This is a genomic window from Zobellella taiwanensis (assembly GCF_003012795.1).
Lineage (GTDB): Bacteria > Pseudomonadota > Gammaproteobacteria > Enterobacterales > Aeromonadaceae > Oceanimonas > Oceanimonas taiwanensis.
The window spans coordinates 1-2,680 of the sequence record NZ_PXYH01000041.1 but is presented as its reverse complement, the minus strand read 5'-3'; the positions used below and the strand labels follow the sequence as shown (position 1 = coordinate 2,680).

Genomic DNA, 2,680 nt, shown 5'->3' with positions numbered 1-2,680 from the left:
GCGAAGGTCAAAACCGGCATCACTGTCCCCGAGTTCGGGGTAAGTTAATGGCATGAGCCGTATACGTGGCCCGTATGTACGGTTCTGTGAGAGGGATGAGGCGGTAACGCCTCACCCTACTCGATGTCTCTGCGTTGCCGGAAACCGTCCATGACTCCTCCTTCCCGTCTTGCCTTGTTGCCCTTGCTCGGCCTGTTGTTGCTGACCTTGATCTGGAGCTACAACTGGATAGTGATGAAGTCGGTGCTCGATTATATCGGCGCCTTCGATTTTGCGGTTTTGCGCTGTGTGTTCGGCGTGTTGCTGCTGTTTGCCATGCTGCGCCTGAGAGGCAGGGGCATGGCGCCGCCGCCGCTGGGGCCGACGGTACTGATTGGGCTGCTGCAGACGGTGGGCATGATAGGGCTGGCTCAGTGGGCCCTGGTAACCGGCGGAGCCGGCAAGGTAGTGATCATCGTCTATACCATGCCGTTCTGGGTGCTGTTGCTGGCGGCGTTCTGGGTGGATGAACGGCTCAAAAGGATCCAATGGCTGGCGGTGGCCATAGCGGCCGCCGGCCTGGTGCTGATCCTGCAGCCCTGGCTGCTGGGCGGGCACTTGGTCAGCTCCCTGCTGGCGCTGGGCTCTGGTTTTTGCTGGGGGGCTGGGGCTGTGGTCGCCAAGCGGCTGTACCGGCGCCAGCCGGTGGATTTGCTGTCTTTGACCACCTGGCAGATGGCCACTGGAACCTTGGTTCTGGCCGTCATCAGTTTGCTGGTGCCGGAGCGGCCCATAGAGTGGTCGGGATATCTGATCTGGGCGCTGGCCTATAATGCCGTTCTGGCCACGGCGGTGGCCTGGACCCTGTGGCTGTTTTTGCTGAGGGCGTTGCCGGCGGGGATTGCCGGCCTCAGTACCTTGGCCATTCCGGTGATGAGTGCCCTGCTTGCCTGGTGGTTGCTGGACGAGCGTCCCGGTCCGCTGGATAGCTGGGGAGGGGGATTGATCGTGGCCGGATTGGCCTTGCTGAGTGTACCCGGCCTGCGCCGGCGGGGATGATCAAAAAGGGCCGCTGAGAGGCGGCCCCAGAATTATTCGTCGTTATGTTCGCACTGCTCGTTGGTACAGTGACCGTAAAGATAGAGGCTATGGTTGGTCAGCTTGATATGGTGCTGGCTGGCGATATCGCGCTGGCGCTGCTCAATGAGTTCATCGTGGAATTCGATAACCTTGCCGCAGTCGAGGCAGACCAGATGATCGTGGTGCTCCTGGGTGGCCAGCTCGAATACGGACTTGCCGCCCTCGAAGTGGTGACGGGTGACGATGCCGGCGTCATCGAACTGATTTAGTACCCGGTAAACGGTGGCCAGGCCGATTTCTTCGCCCTGGTCGATCAGCAGCTTATACAGATCTTCCGCACTGACATGCTGGGTTTCAGGTTGCTGCAGCAGCTCGAGGATCTTCACCCGAGGGAGTGTGACCTTGAGTCCTGCTTTTTTCAGTGCTTGATTGTTGTCAGCCATAAAAATAAAGGTTCGCATTTCGTTTGGGTATTGCTTTTTATTGTGCTTGTTCCAGACCACAAAGGCAACCCGAATATCAGCCTTGGCTAAGGTGGCGGGCGGGCCGACAAAAAGGCTGCCAGGAGACCATCACTTTGCTACCATCCGGTAATATTCAACTGGTCGGATGAGATTGATGAGGTCGATGTTTTACCGTCCCTGGCTGTTGCGGCGTCTGCTCAACCTGTGGCCGCCCTTCTGGGGTGCCGGTATCCGTATAGAGCGGCTCAGCCGGGATTACACCCATTGCCGGGTTGGCCTGGTATTGCGCTGGTGGAACAAAAATGCCAATCGGACCCAGTATGGCGGCAGCCTGTTTTCCATGACGGATCCCATCTATGCCATGATGCTGATGGCCAGCCTGGGGCCGGATTATTATGTGTGGGACAGGGCGGCCTGTATCACCTTTCTCAAGCCGGGACGGGGGAGAGTCTATGCTGATATTCATTTGAGTCGAGAGAGACTCGACGAAATCCGTCGTGCCACCGATGGCGGCGACAAGTATTTCCCCCATTTCCGCATTAATATCCTGGATGAACACGGCGAGTTGATCGCCGAGCTGGAGCGTACTCTCTATGTGCGCAAAAAAGCAGCGAACAGAAGTTAAATCATGACCTTAAGCAAAAATTCCGAATGTCATGGTCTATAAAATAATTTGCGGTAACCATGGAACTTCGTCCATACTTACTGCGCCTAATGTGGTCTTTTTGACTCCCAAAAAACAAGGAGCAGGTAATGCGTAATAAAATGATGTTAGTAGGTGGTGTTGTTAGTGCTCTGTTGCTGGCCGGCTGTAGCTCCACTACCGCTCTGGAAAGCAAACTGGACAGCCTGGCTCAGGACGTTCAGGCCGTACAACAAGGTCAGCAGGCGAACTCTGCCAAGATCGATCGTCTGGCTGCTGACGTTGCCGAAGCCCGCGCTTCTGCCGACCGTGCCAACTCTCGTCTGGACCAGATGGGCCGTTACACCAAGTAACATCCTGTCCCGGAAAAAAGGCCCGACATTGTCGGGCCTTTTTTGTTTGCCCGGCGAAGCCGGCAAACCCGGCCATCTGAAAGAAGATGGCGTCACCCCGACTGAGGGGAAGACAATCCGACTGGCAAGGGCGCCACTGGCCAACGGTGGGGTCTGAAGGA

Annotated in this window: 4 protein-coding genes; 3 read left to right on the top strand and 1 reads right to left on the bottom strand. The window is 57.0% G+C overall.

The features are described 5' to 3' along the window. The first annotated feature begins 150 nt into the window (after positions 1–150). Positions 151–1,038, top strand: coding sequence for a DMT family transporter (locus C7I36_RS16800; protein WP_106454826.1), 888 nt, complete (start codon positions 151–153; stop codon positions 1,036–1,038). Positions 1,039–1,070: 32 nt separating this feature from the next. On the opposite strand, the gene fur is transcribed toward C7I36_RS16800, so the two are convergent. Next, on the bottom strand, positions 1,071–1,502 hold the full coding sequence (gene fur / locus C7I36_RS16795; RefSeq protein ID WP_106454827.1) for a ferric iron uptake transcriptional regulator: 432 nt from the start codon (positions 1,500–1,502) through the stop codon (positions 1,071–1,073). Positions 1,503–1,668: 166 nt separating this feature from the next. Here fur and C7I36_RS16790 point away from each other — a divergent pair, with 166 nt between their 5' ends. After that, positions 1,669–2,148, top strand: a complete 480-nt coding sequence (locus C7I36_RS16790; protein ID WP_106454825.1) for a DUF4442 domain-containing protein — start codon at positions 1,669–1,671, stop codon at positions 2,146–2,148. Positions 2,149–2,276: 128 nt separating this feature from the next. Beyond that, positions 2,277–2,519 (top strand): LPP leucine zipper domain-containing protein, encoded by a 243-nt coding sequence (locus C7I36_RS16785; RefSeq protein WP_106454824.1) that lies wholly within the window; start codon positions 2,277–2,279, stop codon positions 2,517–2,519. Positions 2,520–2,680 lie beyond the last annotated feature (161 nt).

Bases quoted from the DNA above. Each gene is read 5' to 3' on its own strand.
- C7I36_RS16790 (WP_106454825.1), top strand. From the start codon at position 1,669: ATGAGATTGATGAGGTCGATGTTTTACCGTCCCTGGCTGTTGCGGCGT.
- fur (WP_106454827.1), bottom strand. From the start codon at position 1,502: ATGGCTGACAACAATCAAGCACTGAAAAAAGCAGGACTCAAGGTCACA.
- C7I36_RS16785 (WP_106454824.1), top strand. From the start codon at position 2,277: ATGCGTAATAAAATGATGTTAGTAGGTGGTGTTGTTAGTGCTCTGTTG.
- C7I36_RS16800 (WP_106454826.1), top strand. From the start codon at position 151: ATGACTCCTCCTTCCCGTCTTGCCTTGTTGCCCTTGCTCGGCCTGTTG.